The following is a 15653-nucleotide window of genomic DNA, read 5'->3' on the forward strand; positions in this document are numbered from 1 at the left end:
CTCGGACCGCTGTGCTCATCCTGATCCGCGCAGGACAGACCTTGCCCCCAATGAAATTTCGAGGAGCCAACTGCCTGGAAAATATCAGCCAAACTGATGCAATCTGATGGGACTGCTGATGGCGCCTCGGGTTGCGCCAACTACCACTGGCAAATGGAGGCTTGCCATATGTCGAAAAAGCGGATGCTCTGATGCATCCAGATCGGCGCTGGCAAGAATGCGATCAGGATTTGCCTGATCGTCGTCGGAGGTGGAGGCAGTTTTCAAAATGGGAGGAAATCAAATGCTGACAAAGCTACGACTATTTGTATTCGGCTTGATAGTGGCGCTGGCCATTCCGGCGGCGGCGCAGGCCAAGACCTTCTACTGGATTTCGCATGGCGGGCCGGCCGACCCGGTCTGGACCTACTTCCTCGCCGGCGCCAAGCAGTGGGCGACGGACACCGGCAACACCGTCAACACCTCGTTCCACAATGGCGACGTGGCGTCCCAGCAGGAGGCGGTTCGCGCGGCCATCGCTGCGAAGGCCGACGGCATCACCACCACCAGCCCCGACCCGGGCAGCCTTATCGAGCTCGCTAAGGAAGCACGGGCGGCGAACATCCCGATCATCAACTTCAACACGCCCGATCCGAAGGCGGACTTCAACGCCTATGTCGGCGGCGACAACGTCACCTTCGGCAAGAACTGGGCGCAGTATCTGGTCGACAAGGGCCTGGTGAAGAAGGGCGATTTCGTCTGGATGCCGGTCGAAATCCCGGGCGCCACCTATGGTGTCCAGGAAGAAGAGGGCATCAAGAGCGTGTTCGAGCCGCTCGGCATCACTTACGAGATCACCGAAGCCACGCTCGATCAGGCCGAAGCGATCAACCGCATGGTCGACTATCTCACCGCCAACCGGGCCAAGGTCAAGGCGATCATCGGTCTCGGCGATCTGGTGACCGGCTCGATCAAGCGGGTGTTCGACCAGGCTGGCATCAAGCCGGGCGAAATCCCTGTCGTCGGCTGGGGCAACTCGCTCGACACCACCCAGGAGGTGCTGACCGGCTACGTCAATGCCGGGCAGTGGCAGGATCCGCAGGCGACCAGCTATGTGGCGCTTTCGCTCGCCAACATGGCCGCCAGCGGCATTCCCCCCGGCTTCGACGTGATCACCGGCGCGCTCTACGAAAAGGACACCGCACAGGTCTACGACGACATCCTGTCCGGGAAATAACACCGCGATCGGGATGATCGCGGCACGACTGCCGCGATCATCTCCTTCATCCCGCCGAGCCCGAAAGCGCGTCCTGCGGTGCCGGGCTTGGCCAGTTCCAACCATGTCGCGGGTCCAACGTGGAAAACAGTTCCATCATCCAACGCTCGATCGCCAGGCCGGAATTCGGGCCCTTCGTGCTGCTTGTCGTCGAGCTCGCCGTGTTCTGGGGGTTCAACCACGACTTCCTGTCGCCGCAGAACATCAGCAATATACTGGCCTTCACCGTCGAGCTCGGCCTGATTGCGCTGGCGATGACGCTGCTGATGACATCGGGCGAATTCGACCTCTCGGTCGGCTCGCTGTTCGGTTTCTCGCCTGTCTTGATGTGGACGCTTTTCAACAGCGGCCTCACCTCGCTGGAAGCCGGCTTCGTCGTGGCCTTGCTGGTTGCCGCGCTCATCGGGCTGGTCAATGGCTGGTTCGTGACGCAGCTCAAGATCCCGTCCTTCCTGGTGACGCTCGGCATGCTGCTGGTGGTGCGCGGCACCGCCCTGTTCGTCACCAACGGATTTCCGCAGCGCACCTGGAGCGCCGAAGGCAGCTGGCTCGCCGAGGTGCTGGTCGGTGATTTCTTCATCGGGCCGTTCCGCATCTACATGTCGCTGTTCTGGTTCATCGCCGCGGCAATCGCACTCGGCTACGTGCTGACGCAGAGCCGGACCGGCAACTGGATCCAGGCGGCAGGCGGCAACCCCCAGGCAGCGAGGGCGCGCGGCGTCAACGTCAGCGGCGTCAAGATCGGCCTGTTCATCCTGTCGTCGGTCATGGCTTCGCTTGCCGGCGTGATCAGCTCACTGCGCACCTCGGCGGCCAATCCCAACAGTGGCACCGGCTACGAGCTCGAAGTGATCGCCATGGTAGTGATCGGTGGTACCGCGCTGACCGGCGGTCGCGGCACCATCATCGGCACCGTGCTCGGCATCCTGATCCTGCGCGTCATGCGCAACGGCATCGTGCTGATCGGCGTGCCGGGCCTTGCCTACAACATCTTCATCGGCGCAATCATCCTCGGCATGATGGCGCTTCACTCATGGCTGGAACGCCGGCATCAGGCGGGGACTTGAACCATGGCTGAACCGCTTGTCCGCATGGAAAACATCCGCAAGTCCTACGGCCGCGTGCAGGCGCTCGTGGACGCCAATTTCCATGTCAACGAAAGGGAGATCGTCGGTCTGCTCGGCGACAATGGCGCCGGCAAATCGACGCTGATCAAGGTCCTGTCGGGTGCGGTTCCGCTGACCAGCGGCGATATCTTCATCCGCGGCAAGAAGGTGGACCTGCGCAGCACCAGCGATGCCATCGCCCACGGTATCGAGACGATCTACCAGGACTCGGCACTGGTCACGCAATTGTCGATCGCGCGCAACCTGTTCCTTGGGCGCGAGCCGATCAAGCCGCCGCGTTTCCTCAACCGCATGGACCAGGAGGCGATGAACGTTGTCGCCCGCGACCTGCTCAAGCAGGTCGGGATCTCGAAGAACATTCCGCCGACCACGCCGATCGGCTCGCTCTCCGGCGGCGAGCGGCAGGCCGTGGCGATCGCGCGCGCCATGCATTTCGACAGCGACCTCATCATCCTCGACGAGCCGACCAACAATCTAGGCGTCGCCGAGACGCAAGGCGTGCTGAGCTTCGTGCGCAGCGCCCGCGATTCGGGCCATTCCTGCATCTTCATCGCCCATAATATCCATCACGTCTTCCAGGTGGTCGACCGCATCGTCGTCATGCGCCGCGGCAAGGTGGTCGCCGACGACATCGACCCGAAGAACACCAGCGTCGCTGAGGTCGAACGGATCATCACCGGCATGTCCGACGAGCAGATCCACGAAGCCATCGTGCAGGGGAAGCAATCGCCGGGCTAAGCGGCCAGGCGCAAGCCGGTTGGCTGTATCTCTGGCACGGGATCACATCAGCTCCTATGACTGCGACCATGAAAGCCACCGTTGCGGATATCGCCAGAAGCTGCGGGCTGTCGACCGCGACGGTCGACCGGGTGCTGAACAACCGGCCGGGCGCAAGTGCTGCCAACCGGCAGCGGGTGATGGAGGCGGCCAAGCAGCTCGGCTATTTGCCGGTCGTGGATCAGGTCGTGCTGCCCTCGCGGCCAGCGCATCTCGAGTTCTTCCTGCCGATCGGCTCCAATGCCTTCATGATGGATCTGGCAAGTCATATCGAGGACTATGCGGCGCGACTGCCGCTCGTCGCCTCCTGCCGGATCCACGAGCTCGCCGGCATCTCGCCGAGCGCGTTGCAATCGGCCGTCGAAAACCTCTCGCTTAGGGCGAACGGCGTTGGCGTCATCGCGATCGATCATCCGAGAACGCGCAACATCCTGCGCGAGATCGTCGAGGCCGGCATCCGCCTGGTCACGCTGGTCTCCGACGTGCCGGGCGCGCCGCGATCCGCCTATGTCGGCATTGACAACCGTGTGGCCGGGCGCACCGCCGCGCTGTTGATGGGACGTTTCCTGGGTGGGCGCCCGGGCCATCTGGCAATGGTCGTCGGCTCACGCTCCTATCGCGGGCATGAGGAACGCGAAATGGGCTTTCGATCCGTGCTCAGCGAGGAATTCCCCAATCTGACCGTCACCAGCGCCGTCGAGATCAACGACGAGCCTGATATCAGCTACACCGCGACGATGAAGGCGCTGCACAACGAGCCGGAGCTGCTCGGCATCTACTGCGTCGGTGCCGGACGTTCCGGGGTGGCGAAAGCGCTGCTGGAAGCCAAGCCGCAAAGGAGGCCGGTGTTCATCTGCCACGACCTTACACGGGCAACACGCGGCTATCTCGTCGATGATCTGCTCGACGTCGTCATCGACCAGAACGCGCGGCTGATTGCCGAGCAGTCGGTCATTCGCCTGCTCGGCTCGATCGCGTCATCGGCGCCCTATCTGACCAGGAAATTCATCGAGCCGCGCCTGATCTTTAGGGAAAACGTCCCGGTCCAGTGACCCCGCGCAAGGCAACGGCCACTCTGCCCGATGGTTAAAATTCGGTTGATACCGCAAATCTGCACATCTGCCATGCATCTTTCGTTGTTGCCGAATCATTGGGCAATCGGTAGTTTCGCAGGTGTCGGCCATCTACTCCTCCCAGATGCGATGCCGGCGCTGAGTGCGGTACACCTCCTCCCGTGCCGTATTCGAAATCAAGCCCGCTGCCACCTCCTCCCGGCAGCGGGCTTTTTTATTCCGGCTCCGGCTGATGGGCCCAGGCTGGTTCATGACCGTCACCGACACAATTGTCGGTCCGCGCGTCGAATGACCCATCAACGGCGATCGCCACCGGCTTGTTCGGCGAGCGGTAGGGCATATTGCAGCCGCGATCAGCGGATCGGCCGGAATCCCGTCACACTTGTCACTCTCGCCAATTCGCTATCGGTCCTATCCTCACCGACAGGCAACAGGTCGCGCCGGTGGTGCGGCGACAGACCGGCAAAGGAGAAGCGCGATGACGGTACAGTCGAACGGGCAAAAGAGCAGTCGGCGGCGCGGCTCGCAATGAACACGCTACCGATCGTTTCGCCAGTTGCGAGACTATCTGGCCCTGAAAGAGGTGATCAAGCCTTCCGCCATGCGGACGAATTGAGCGCTCGGGCCTTCGGCGCCGACGCTTTGCATGCTGACGCGGGCGCCTTCAAGCAGCAGCGACAGCGTGTCCGCAAGAAGCTCGGCCTGTCCGACGCCAGCGTCCCGGCACAGGCTAACCAGACGGTCGCGCTGGGCCTGCTTGAGTTCCTTGATCACCCGACGGGCGGGATGGTCGGTTTCGCTCAGTTCGATGGCGGCGTTCGCCATGTCGCAGCCGCGGCCGTCCGTCAACAGGCAATCGGCAGCCATGCGAACCCAGGCATGCAATTGCGCAAGCTTGTCGCCCGGATGCTCGGCCTCGAACTTCTGCCACATCGCGTTGGCGCTGCATGCTGTCGCCCGCAAGCACTCGATGACCAGATCGTCCTTGGACTCGAAATGTCGGTAGAGCGTCATCTTGTTGGTGCCGGCGGCCTCAGTGATCGCGTCGACGCCGACGCCCTTGATGCCATGCTTGTGGAACATATCCCGTGCCGTCTCCAGGATCCGATCCCGGGGGCGGATGCGCTCCGCAGTACCGTCTTCCATCAAAACCTCCTTGGTTTCGGGTTTTCCGAAAAATCCCTCGGTGCACCTCTTGACTAGGGTGTTACCGGTCTGTAACTTCTAGATGTTACTTACTGGTAACACCTCAATTGCCTCGTGTCAAATCTCGCAGGCGCCTGTGAATAGCCTCCGCCGAAAAGGCCCAGGCATGAAACTGCGCCCCAGGCGACTTTTGGCCGCGAATAAGAAGACCACACGATCTGCGGCGTACGCCCGGGATCGCAAGCCAGGAGCCGCTACGATGTCGCAGCGCAAGGATTTGACCATCGACGAAGTTGTGAAGGATCCGATGATCCGCATGCTGATGAAGGCCGACCGTGTCGACCCGCGCTCTTTCGAGACGATGCTGCGTACCCTGGCGGATACGCAAGGCTACGCCCGCAAGGCGCCGCATCGCTTTGTGGAAGATCGGGGCTTTCTGGAGGATTCGGGTCAAAGGCGCATCCGGCGGCTGTCCAGAGTGGCCAAGGCCTTTGGTGAGGCGAGAGCATCGGGCGAGGCGTATGTGTCATGGTAAACTTCTTCATTCACCGACCGATCTTCGCATCGTCGATCGCCATCATCATGGTGCTCGCCGGGGCGATCTGCTATTTCCTGCTGCCTGTCTCGCAGTTTCCCGACATAACACCGCCTCAGGTCGTGGTCAGCGCCAACTATCCGGGCGCCAGTGCGCAAGTCGTGGCCGACACGGTCACGACGCCGCTCGAACAGCAGATCAACGGCGTTCAGGGGATGACCTATATGTCATCGTCGAGCTCCAATGACGGCTCGTCGACGATCACCATCACCTTCGACGTCGGCTATTCGCTCAGCACGGCCGCGGTCGACGTCCAGAACCGCGTGTCGCAGGCGGCGTCCTCGCTGCCGGCCATCGTCAACCAGGGCGGCGTGACGATCAAGAAACAGAATCCGAATTTCGTCCTGATCGTCAATCTCACCTCACCCGACGGCTCCGTCGATCCGGTCGCGCTCAGCAACCTCGCCTACCTGCAAGTGGTCGATCCGCTGAAGCGCCTGCCCGGCGTCGGCGACGTGCAGATCTTCGGCGAGCGGCGCTATTCGATGCGCGTTTGGCTCGATCCCGACAAGCTCGCCAATCTCGGCATCACCGCTGTCGATGTCCAAAACGCCATCGCCGAGCAGAATGTCCAGGTCGCGGCCGGCAAGATCGGACAGTCGCCGGCGCCGGCCGGCACCGCTTTCGAAATGCAGGTCAACGCGGTCGGCCGACTGAGCGATCCAAAGGAATTCGGCGATATCGTCGTGCGCGCCGATGCCGCCAACGGTTCGCTGGTGCGGTTGCGCGACGTTGCGCGCATCGAACTCGGCGCCCTGCAATATTCGTCGTCGGCCTTCTTTGCCGAGGACCCGACCGTGGTGCTCGCGGTCTACCAGATGCCCGGCTCGAACGCACTCGATCTGCAGCAGCGCGTCAAGGACAAGATGCAGGAACTGTCAGCCCGCTTCCCGAAGGGCGTCAGCTACGCGATGCACTACGATACGACACGTTTCGTTTCGGCGTCGATGCACGACGTGCTGGTCACGCTCGGCGAGGCGCTGGTCCTGGTCGTCGCGGTGGTGTTCATCTTCCTGCAGAGCTGGCGCACCACGATCATCCCGACGATCGCGATTCCCGTGTCGCTGATCGCCACGCTCGTCGTCATGTATATGTTCGGCTTCTCGCTGAACATGCTCAGCCTGCTCGGCATGGTGCTGGCGATCGGCCTCGTCGTCGACGATGCGATCGTCGTCGTCGAGAATGTCGAGCGCCAGCTGGAAGCCGGCCTCAAACCGCTGGCTGCCACGCGCGCGGCGATGGCCGAGGTCACCGGCCCGATCATCGCCACGACCGCCGTGCTGATGGCCGTGTTCGTGCCGGTCGCCTTCATACCCGGCGTTTCCGGCCGGCTCTACAACCAGTTTGCGCTGACGGTGGCGATCTCCTTCGGCATCTCCGCCTTCGTCTCGCTGACGCTCACCCCGGCGCTCAGCGCCGCCTTCCTGCGCCACCGCCCGGCAACCCAGTTCGTGCTGTTCCGCTGGTTCAACACGGGCTTCGAGCGGCTGTCGCATGCCTATGCCCATGGTGTGCGCTTCCTCATCCGCCTGCGCTGGATCATGCTCGGGCTGTTCGCGGCCGGGCTTGTCGCGACCTATTTCGTCTGGCAGCGCCTGCCCTCGACCTTCCTCCCGGTCGAGGACCAGGGCTATTTCTTCGTCGTCATCCAGTTGCCGGATGGGGCATCGCTGGAGCGCACCGACGCCGTAGCCCGCAAGGCACGCGCCATCCTGCAGAACACTCCCGGCGTCGATATCGTCGGCTCGATCAGCGGCTTGAACTTCCTCACCAACGCAGCCCAGTCGAACTCGGCGGTGGAATTCGCCATCCTGAAGCCATGGGACGAACGCGGCCCCGACCAGAGCGCCTCGAAGCTCGTCGCCGACGTGCGCTCGAAGCTTATGGAGCTTCCGGAAGCCTTCGCGCTGAGCTTCGATCCGCCTTCGATCCCTGGCATCGGCACGACCGGCGGCTTCGAATTCCAGGTCCAGGATCTGACCGGTCGCGGCAGCGCTGCGCTCAACGATGCGACACAAGCCGTGCTCGCGGAGGCGCGCAAGCAGCCGGAGCTCAACCCGCAGCAATTGTTCTCGTCGTTCTCGACCTCGACGCCGCAGTTCAACTACGACCTCGACCGTAACAAGGCGAAGCTGCTCGGCCTCAGCCTGCCTGACGTGTTCAACACGCTGCAGATCTATCTCGGCTCGCTCTATGTGAACGACTTCAACCTGTTCGGCCGCACCTTCCGGGTGACGATCCAGGCCGACAAGGATGCGCGTGCGGGTGCTGCCGACATTTCACGGCTCTATGTGCGCAATGCCTCTGGCGGCATGGTGCCGTTGAGCACACTCGGCAAGCTGGTGCCTATCGTCGGCCCGGAAACCGTCCCGCATTACAACAACAATGCGTCGGCCCTGATCAACGGCGGTGCTGCACCCGGTTACTCCTCCGGACAAGCGGTCGCCGCGATGGAACGTGCCGCTGCCACGGCACTGCCGAAGGATTTCGGCTACGAATGGACTGGCATCACCTATCAGGAGCTCAAGGCCGGATCGATCGCCTCGATTGTCTTCGGTCTCGCCATGGTCTTCGTCTTCCTGATCCTCGCCGCCCAATATGAGAGCTGGGCCATGCCTTTCATGGTTCTGCTGGCGGTGCCGCTTGCCCTGTTCGGGGCCTTTGTCGCCTTGTTGATGCGTGGCATGCAGATCGACGTCTATTCGCAGATCGGCTTCGTCATGCTGATCGGATTGGCGGCGAAGAATGCCATTCTGATCGTGGAGTTTGCCCGGCGCCGGCGCGAGGAAGGTCTCAGCATCGTCGACGCCGCGATGGAAGCGGCGCGCCTGCGGCTGCGACCCATCCTGATGACCGCCTTCGCCTTCATCCTGGGCGTGCTGCCGCTGATGTACTCAACAGGCGCTGGTGCAGCGAGCCGCCAGTCTATCGGCACCACCGTCTTTGGCGGCATGGTCGCGGCGACGATCCTGTCGCTGGTGTTCGTGCCGGTCTTCTATGCGGTGATCGAGCAGCTGCGCGAGCGCGGCAGCAAGAGTGAACCTGTTGCCGAACCGACTGAACCAACTGCCGAACCCGCTTTCGAGCGATTGGCCGAAGCGGCCGAATAGGATTGGAGAATTGATCATGCGTAAATGGAAAATTGCGTTGGGAGGGGCTGTCGCCCTGGGGGCGATCTCGATGGCGAGCGTTCATTTGCTCGACATGGGCAATTTCGGCCTCAACGCCGGTACGGCAGGAGCAGCGACGCCCGAACCCGCGGCGACCGAGCCCGCAGCGTTTGTCATGCCGGTGCCGGTGGTAAGCGTCGTCAAGAAGACGATCCCGATCTATCTCGACTATGCGGCCCGCACCGAGCCGATCCGCAGCATCACTCTGCAAGCGCGCGTGCCGGGTTATCTGCAGGAGCAGGTCGCGCCCGACGGCAGCGATGTCAAGAAAGGCGACCTTCTCTACAAGATCGCTCCAGAGGATTTCCACGTTGCCCTCGACCAGGCAAGGGCTCAGGTCCAACGTGACGAAGCAACGCTCGACTATGCGCGTTCCAACCTTGGCCGCGGCACCGAGCTCGCCAAGAGCGGATACATCGCCAAGGATGCGTTCGACCAGCGTACCAGCAGCTTGCGCGAGGCCCAGGCCTCGCTCGCCGTGAACCAGGCGGCTGTGCGAACAGCCGAGCTCAATCTGAGCTATTCGGAGATCAAGGCGCCATTCGCCGGGCGCGTCGGCCGTAACCAGGCCTCTATCGGAACTCTGGTCAGTGTCGCCGGCACGGTGCTCAACACACTGGTGCAGCTCGACCCGATCTATGTCACCTTCAATCCGAGCGAAACGGATCTGGCGCAGATCGAGGAAGCCCGCGCGGCGGGACCCATCGATGTCGACGTCCTGCTTCCCGGCGATACGGAACCGCGCCACAAAGGTCAGCTCACCTTCATCGACAACACGATCGATCGTTCGACTGGCACCATCACCGCACGGGCGACGATCGGCAACGCCAAGTTCACGCTGCTGCCGGGCCAATATGTTCGCGTCAGGCTGCACATCAAGCAGCAGCCCGATGCATTGATGGTGCCGCAGACGGCTCTGGGATCGAGCCAGCTCGGCAAATACCTCTACGTCGTCGGCAAGGACAATACGGTCGATCAGCGCATCGTTTCGCTCGGGCCGACCAATGGCGATCTCATCGCTATCTCAAGCGGCGTATCGGAAGGCGACCAGATAATAACAGGCAATCTGCAAAAGATCGGCCCTGGAATGCCTGTCTCGCCGCTGCCACAGAAACCGGCCACCTGATAACCCCCCGTCAGGTCCGGTCCAGCGGCGCCCTCGGTTCCCACGCCAAGGGCGCCGCCTTGCTGTGTTCTTCCGCAATTCCCTAGAGCGGTTCATCGTTTCACGGAAACGCCGAACCGCTCTATCTCTTTGTTTTTTGCGCAATTCCGGACGGAAAACCGTTTCACACTTTTCCTGGAATTCCTCTAAGGAAAGCGCGATGGGCTTTTCCCGGGAAAACCGCTAGGCACATTTCCTGGAATTGCTCCAAGCAGTTCGACAAGGCCGGCGACATCGGCGCGATCGGCCTTGGCCGCAGGCATGAAAGCGCAATAGGGATGGCCGAGGCGCAGAGATACCGACGAGAGCGCGATCAGACGGCCTGCTTCCAGATCGGCGCGGGCCATGATCCGCTGGCCAAGGGCAATTCCGAGACCAAGCCTCGCCGAGACGATCGCCAGGCTGGACAGACCGACACGCCGCCCATGCGATGGATCAGGCGCGCGGCTGCCGCCTGACGCCGAAAACCAGTCCGCCCATGTCGGATGCGAGGCATAGGTCGGACCCCAGTTGGTGTGGATGAACAGGCTCTCATGCACATCCGCCAGGCTGGATGCACCGTTGCCATATCTCTGCCAGAAGTCCGGCGCGCAGACTGGCAGGACGTCATCATGGATCAGACGGGTCATCCGTAAACCGGGATAGTGATAATCGCCGTAGCTGATGCGAAGATCGATGTTCTGGCGCACCAGGTCGACGGGATCGTCTTCGACCCTAACGTCAATCGCCATTTGCGGGAACGTGTCTAGAAGCACGGCCAGCCTTGGTGCCAGCCACAATTCTGCCAGCGAAAACGGCACGCTGACGACGAGACGCGTCCGCAGGTTTCCATCCAGCATGCGCCGCCCGATCGCCGCAATGTCGCCCAGGGCGCGTGCCGTTTGCGGATAGATTGCGTGGCCGGCGTCGGTCAGCGCTATGCGGTTGCCGCTGCGCACGAACAGCTGCTTGCCGAACCAGGTCTCGAGATTGCGTATCTGCTGGCTGACCGCCGCCGAGGACACGCCGAGTTCGGTAGCGGCCAAAGTGAAGCTGCCGGTCCGCGCGGCGACCTCGAAGGCCTTGATCGCATTCAGCGGGGGGAGCCGTTCCATGCGCGCCTTCCATAAGTTTTTCCTGCGCAAGACTAATAATTTTCGCTGTTGAGAGAAAGATTTTTTTGCCGTCTTCTGGCGCTCGAACCTTGGAGCACAAAACGATGAAAGACATTCTCGATCTGGAGCGGTACCCGCTCGACCGTGAGGGCAGCGCTGAGTGGAAGCGCCTCGTGGAGACCTCGGCGGCGGCGCTGGAAGCCGACGGCATGTTCAATCTCGAAGGTTTTTTGCGGCCCGGCGTGGCCGAACGGGCGGTGCAGCAAATCCAACCCGTCATGGCGGCTCGGTCGCACGTGCACCGGCGGATGCATAATATCTACTTCAAGCCCGATATCCCGGAACTCGCTCCCGACCACCCCGCCCTGCGTAAGGTCGAGACCATCAGCCATACGGTCTGCGCCGACCAGATTCCTGATAGCCTCGTGCTCGCCATCTACGAATACGAACCGCTGCTGCGCTTCCTGGCCGCGGCGATGGGGAAGACGCGGCTGCATGTCATGCAAGACCCGCTGGCGCGCACCAATGTGATGGCCTATCGCGCCGGCGAGGCGCTGAACTGGCATTTCGATCGCTCGGAATTCACCACGACGCTTTTGTTGCAGGCATCGCAGCGCGGCGGCGACCTCGAATACCGCACCGATCTCCGCTCGGACGACAATCCCAACTACGACGGCGTTGCCAGGCTGCTCGAAGGGCGGGACCCCGAGGCAAAGATACTGCGCATGAAGTCAGGCACGCTCAATGTCTTTCGTGGCAAGAACACCGCCCATCGCGTCACCACTGTCGAAGGCGAACGCGAACGCATGATCGCGGTGTTTTCCTACTATGAGAAATCAGGCGTGATGTTCAGCGAAGAGGAGCGGATCGGTTTTTACGGCCGCGCTGCCTGAGACCGAGGGCGCCCACTCCTGCTCCGAGGCGGAATTCGGAAACGACCCTTGCTAGATTGTCGACAATCTGCTTGTCTCCGGAAAATGCACTCCGGAGTGGCCGAATGGGACAGGCAGATTTCAGTCCGATCGCGGATACGACAAGACGCGCCGAGATCGTGGCGCTGCTTCGGCGCGCCATCCTGACAGGCCAACTGGAACCCGGACAGAAGCTCAACGAGCTCAGGATTGCCGAGCAGATGCGGGTGAGCCGCGCGCCGTTGCGTGAGGCGATGCGAGAGCTGGTGCAGGAAGGCATTCTGACCAGCATTCCCTACGCCGGAACCTTCGTCATCGACGTGGCCGCCAAGGACATCGACGATGCCTATTCGCTCAACAAGGTGCTGGACGAGTTCGCCATCGAACTGACCTGGCCGCTTCGCGACCAGCGCTTCTTCGACGAGCTTGACCGCCGCCACGAGGCGGTGAAGCAGGCGACGCGCGATCTCGACACAACCCGCCAGATCGAAACGGCGCTGCAACTGCACGGGCTGATCTACGAATGGGCCGACAATTCGGTGCTGCTGGAGACCTGGCAGCGCCTGACGAGCCGGCTGCAGATGTATTTCGCCCTGCACCAGCGCGCACGCAACGAACCGGTGCCTGCCGCGGACGTCCACGAGACTTATGTGCGGCTGCTGAAGGGCGCCGACATGCACGCAGCCCAGCGCCATGCCCGCGAGCATATCGACCTCGATTTCGAGGAGCTGCTCACCTATGCGCGCAGCCTCGAATCCAAGGGCGCAGGGGCCGATCGCGCCGGCTTGCCACGCAAGCGGCCGGGAGAGGCGTGAAGCACCAATCATCGCGCCAGAAGCGAATCTGACAACGGACAAAGAAATTGCGGATCAAAACCATCAAAGCCTACCATGTCGTGCAGCCCTTCGTGGACGGGCCCTACCGCATGTCAAAAGGGCGTATCGCCGACGCATTCGACGCGGTAATCGTCGCCATCACTTCCGACAGCGGCCTCACCGGCTGGGGCGAGATGGCGCCGCTCGGCAATTTCTACTCCCCCGCCTTCGCGGCCGGCACGCGCGCCGGCGTCATGGAAATCGCAGCGCACCTGCTCGGGCAAGATCCCCGTGCGTTGGCAAGTATCGGCAGGCTGATGGATACGGTGTTCAAGGGCCATCCCTACATCAAGTCCGCGCTCGACATGGCGTGCTGGGATTTGGCAGCACGTGCCGCCGATGTGCCTGTGGTGACGCTGCTCGGCGGGCGCGAAAGCGAGACGGCCGAACTCTACAAGGTCGTCACCCACGGCACGGTCGACGCGATGGCCGCACTCGCCAAGCGCATCGTCAAGGACGGATTTCACCGGCTGCAGGTCAAGGTCGGCGGCAACGTCCATGACGACGTCGAACGCGTCACCGCGGTCGCCGCTTCGGTGCCGAAGGGGACGGTGATCTTCTGCGACGCCAATGCCGGCTGGACGCCCTATCAGGCGCGCCAGTTCACTGACGCGACGCGCGCCATCGACTACACGTTCGAGCAGCCCTGCACCACGATCGACGAATGCATGTCCGTTCGCCGCTCCCTCGACAAGCCGATGGTGCTCGACGAATCCGTCGCCTCGCTGGACGACATGCTCGACATCCATCGCAAGGGCGCTGCCGACGGGCTGACGCTGAAAATCTCGCGGCTGGGCGGCGTCACCAAGACGCGCCAGATCCGCGATCTTGCCGTCGATCTCGGCTTCATGATCACCGTCGAGGATACCGGCGGCGCTGAGATCGACACATCAGCCATGGCACATCTGTCGCTGTCAACGCCGGAGGAGCGCCGGCTGCACGCCATCGCCTTCCACGAATGGGTGACGGTGCGCACCGCATCGAACATGCCGCCGGTTTCGGGTAGCCGCATGGGCATTCCGGACGGACCGGGTCTCGGTATTGACGTCGTTCCAGAGCTGCTTGGCAGACCCTTCTTCGAGGTCGGCAGTTGAGATGAAGATCCGCCGGATCACCGCAACGCCAATCAACCTCCGGCTCGAAGCGCCCTACGCTTGGGTGTTCGGCGAGCTCGACGGGTTCTCGCCGACCATTGTCGAGGTCGAGACCGAGGACGGACTGATCGGTCTGGGCGAAGCGCCGTCGCCGGCCGCGGCGGCAATCATCAGTGACAATCTTGCGGCACGACTGGTCGGCCGCGACGCTTTCGACATCGCGGGCGCTGAGAATGTCTGCCTGCCCTACTGGACCGGGGTCCAGTCGATCAACGACCGCACCCGCATCATGGCCTTCGGCGCCATCGAGATGGCGCTTTGGGACTTGCGCGGCAAGGCATGGAAGCAGCCGCTCTACCAGCTGCTCGGCGGCGCCGTTCGCAAGGATATCCCGTTCACCGACTATTTCTCGCTGCGCGGCGATGGTCCTGATGTGAAAGGCGAAAGAACGCCGGAAGCGGTCGCCGACTATTGCGTCGAGCTGCACGAGACCCACGGAACGACCTACTTTGAAGGCAAGTTCTCGACTGGGGATGCGAAGATCTCGTTGAGAATGGTAGAGCTGATCCGCACAAAGCTCGGCGACGATGCGATGATCCGCATCGATTCCAACCAGGCGTATTCGCTGGCGACGGCCAGGCTGCTGGCGCGGCCGTTGGAGGAACTCGGCGTGCGCAACTGGGAAGACCCGGTGGCGACCATCGAGGCGATGCGCGAATTGCGCCGCCACTGCTCGATCCCGTTCTCGACGCACAATATCGACATTGCGCGGGCCATGGAGGCGAAGGTGCCGGATGCGTTCGTTGGCAATCCGACCACGCATGGCGGCATCGGCCGCCTGCTGCGCTTCGTCGGTGCCTGCGAACATGCCGGCATCGACTACTGGTGCTATAGCGGCGACAGCGGCATCGGCAGCGCCGCCTACCTGCATCTTTGCGCCGCACTCGGCTGGATCAGGGAGCCCAACCAGTCGCTGTTTCGCATGCTGCCGATGGATATCACCGTGGAAGGCCCGTTTTCGCCCAAGGACAATGTCGTTCGGGTGCCGGAAGGTCACGGCCTCGGCGTCACGCTGTCGCGCGAAAACCTCGCCGCTTGCCACCGCGACTTTGCCGAGAACGGGCCGTGCAACAAGTATCACGACCCGGCCAAGCCGGGGACTTATCGCCGTCTGCCGTTGAACTAGGAGTGATGACACCAACCAACAGGAAAAGGATACAACAAGAGAAGCCTCGAGCCGTGACAACGATCGGGTATTGCGGACAGAATGGGTGGAAGCAATGCCTCGAAAATCCAAGCCTCTGCCGCATTCAGCGGGTGGACCGAAAAAGACCGCATACTAAGGCCCCGGTCAACAACGCTCGTTGACGG

General features: G+C 62.4%; 13 protein-coding genes. 11 read left to right on the plus strand and 2 right to left on the minus strand.

Annotation, left to right across the window (positions count from 1 at the left end; genetic code table 11):
* Positions 1-283: 283 nt before the first annotated feature.
* From ABID19_RS04510 to ABID19_RS04525, 4 genes are all read left to right on the plus strand, one after another.
* Positions 284-1216: a substrate-binding domain-containing protein gene (locus tag ABID19_RS04510; RefSeq protein WP_354488343.1), complete on the plus strand. Its 933-nt coding sequence runs from the start codon at positions 284-286 to the stop codon at positions 1214-1216.
* Between the two features lie 119 nt (positions 1217-1335).
* The gene (locus ABID19_RS04515) at positions 1336-2322 is read left to right on the plus strand and encodes an ABC transporter permease (RefSeq protein ID WP_354488345.1); all 987 of its coding nucleotides are present in this window, start codon (positions 1336-1338) and stop codon (positions 2320-2322) included.
* A gap of 3 nt (positions 2323-2325) precedes the next feature.
* A complete protein-coding gene (locus ABID19_RS04520; RefSeq protein ID WP_354488347.1) occupies positions 2326-3120 on the plus strand; it encodes an ATP-binding cassette domain-containing protein in 795 nt (264 codons plus the stop codon).
* 68 nt (positions 3121-3188) lie between these two features.
* Positions 3189-4211, plus strand: a complete 1023-nt coding sequence (locus tag ABID19_RS04525) for a LacI family DNA-binding transcriptional regulator (protein ID WP_354488349.1) — start codon at positions 3189-3191, stop codon at positions 4209-4211.
* Between the two features lie 585 nt (positions 4212-4796).
* Here ABID19_RS04525 and ABID19_RS04530 read toward each other — a convergent pair.
* On the minus strand, positions 4797-5378 hold the full coding sequence (locus ABID19_RS04530) for a TetR/AcrR family transcriptional regulator (RefSeq protein ID WP_352937777.1): 582 nt from the start codon (positions 5376-5378) through the stop codon (positions 4797-4799).
* 259 nt (positions 5379-5637) lie between these two features.
* Between ABID19_RS04530 and ABID19_RS04535 the strand changes: the two genes are divergently transcribed.
* From ABID19_RS04535 to ABID19_RS04545, 3 genes are read left to right on the plus strand one after another with little or no spacing between them, the layout of a single operon-like run.
* Positions 5638-5913: a hypothetical protein gene (locus ABID19_RS04535; RefSeq protein ID WP_354488351.1), complete on the plus strand. Its 276-nt coding sequence runs from the start codon at positions 5638-5640 to the stop codon at positions 5911-5913.
* The gene (locus ABID19_RS04540; protein ID WP_354488353.1) at positions 5907-9083 is read left to right on the plus strand and encodes an efflux RND transporter permease subunit; all 3177 of its coding nucleotides are present in this window, start codon (positions 5907-5909) and stop codon (positions 9081-9083) included. The genes ABID19_RS04535 and ABID19_RS04540 overlap by 7 nt, the downstream gene beginning before the upstream one ends.
* 16 nt (positions 9084-9099) lie before the next feature.
* On the plus strand, positions 9100-10269 hold the full coding sequence (locus ABID19_RS04545) for an efflux RND transporter periplasmic adaptor subunit (protein ID WP_354488354.1): 1170 nt from the start codon (positions 9100-9102) through the stop codon (positions 10267-10269).
* Between the two features lie 185 nt (positions 10270-10454).
* On the opposite strand, the gene ABID19_RS04550 is transcribed toward ABID19_RS04545, so the two are convergent.
* Positions 10455-11402, minus strand: coding sequence for a LysR substrate-binding domain-containing protein (locus ABID19_RS04550; protein WP_354488356.1), 948 nt, complete (start codon positions 11400-11402; stop codon positions 10455-10457).
* A 104-nt stretch (positions 11403-11506) separates the two neighbouring features.
* Here ABID19_RS04550 and ABID19_RS04555 point away from each other — a divergent pair, with 104 nt between their 5' ends.
* The 4 genes from ABID19_RS04555 (at position 11507) to ABID19_RS04570 (ending at position 15468) form a co-directional block, all read left to right on the plus strand.
* Positions 11507-12295 carry a HalD/BesD family halogenase gene (locus tag ABID19_RS04555; RefSeq protein ID WP_354488358.1) on the plus strand — a complete coding sequence of 263 codons (789 nt, stop codon included), beginning with the start codon at positions 11507-11509 and terminating at the stop codon, positions 12293-12295.
* Positions 12296-12399: 104 nt separating this feature from the next.
* The gene (locus tag ABID19_RS04560) at positions 12400-13128 is read left to right on the plus strand and encodes a GntR family transcriptional regulator (protein WP_354488360.1); all 729 of its coding nucleotides are present in this window, start codon (positions 12400-12402) and stop codon (positions 13126-13128) included.
* 47 nt (positions 13129-13175) lie between these two features.
* Positions 13176-14282 (plus strand): mandelate racemase/muconate lactonizing enzyme family protein, encoded by a 1107-nt coding sequence (locus ABID19_RS04565; RefSeq protein WP_354488362.1) that lies wholly within the window; start codon positions 13176-13178, stop codon positions 14280-14282.
* Position 14283: 1 nt separating this feature from the next.
* Entirely contained in the window at positions 14284-15468 is a 1185-nt protein-coding gene (locus tag ABID19_RS04570) for a mandelate racemase/muconate lactonizing enzyme family protein (RefSeq protein ID WP_354488363.1), read from the plus strand.
* The last annotated feature ends 185 nt before the right edge of the window (positions 15469-15653 follow it).

The organism is Mesorhizobium robiniae (genome assembly GCF_040545535.1).
GTDB classification, from domain to species: Bacteria; Pseudomonadota; Alphaproteobacteria; order Rhizobiales; family Rhizobiaceae; genus Mesorhizobium; species Mesorhizobium robiniae.